General features: G+C 48.2%; 1 protein-coding gene. It reads right to left on the minus strand.

Annotated features, from left to right (window positions below):
• A partial coding sequence (locus R8N46_RS25330; RefSeq protein ID WP_318189793.1) for a D-amino acid dehydrogenase occupies positions 1 to 1,087 on the minus strand: 1,087 nt, incomplete at both ends.

A 1,087-nucleotide genomic window follows, 5' to 3' on the forward strand; every position in this document is an offset into this window, starting at 1 on the left:
GTTGTCGTATGGCGTTGCACCTATGATTGGTGTGCCATCTGGCGTCATTGGGCGAAATCCTGTCCAGAATTCTGCTTGGCTGAAATCACCGCCGCGAGGGAACAAATCGCGAACCACCATCTCAATCGTGTTTTTACGCTTTTGTGGCAAGGATGGGTCGAAACCTGCAAGCTCAGCGGTGCCAGCCACTCGTATGCGGTCATCAAATCGAGTCATAGCGACTTTGTAAGTCTCATCCATGACAGTAGAGCGCGGTGCGTATTCTTCATTTTCTATCGGTAGCGTCAGTGAATATCCTTTAACCGGATACACTGGGATATCAATATCGAGCTGCTTTAAAAGCGCAGTGGAAAAGCTACCAGAAGCAACGACAAATTGGTCGGCCTTAAACAAACCGTGGTTCGTTTGGACACCTATGATCTTTTTGCCTACAGTAACCCAATTACTCACTTCGGTATTGAATTTAAACGTGACACCATGCGCTTTCGCAAGTTCTGTCAGCTGTTGGCAAAACTGAAAGCAGTCACCTGTTTCATCATCAGGCAAATACAACCCGCCTACGATTTTATCTTTGACCAGCGCTAAACCGGGTTCTTGTCGAAGGCACTGTTCAACGTCCATCAACTCAAATCGAGTACCACTTTGCTCAAGCAGCTTGAGGTCTTTTTCGATTGCGGTTAACTGTTGAGTTGTGCGGAACACTTGCAAGGTACCAAACTGGCGTCCTTGGTATTCAATCGCGTGCTCATTACGTAATTGTTCTAAGCAAGCTCGGCTGTGGTTGGCGATAGACAGCATGCGAGCTTTGTTGATTTGATAGCGAGGCAAGGTGCAGTTCGCAACCATCTTGCTTGCCCAACTGATCATGTCTGTGCTGAGCGACGGCTTTATTTTTAGTGGAGCGTGTTCTTCCATCAGCCATTTGATCGCCTTGAGCGGGATACCCGGAGCCGCCCATGGGGATGAGTAGCCATAAGAAATTTGCCCTGCATTGGCAAAGCTTGTTTCCATCGCGCTGCTTGGTTGGCGATCGATGACCGTGACTTGATAGCCTGCTTGAGATAAATACCAAGCAGAGGTTAAACCG

The organism is Vibrio sp. 1874 (assembly GCF_033344395.1).
In the GTDB taxonomy this organism is placed as follows: domain Bacteria; phylum Pseudomonadota; class Gammaproteobacteria; order Enterobacterales; family Vibrionaceae; genus Vibrio; species Vibrio alginolyticus.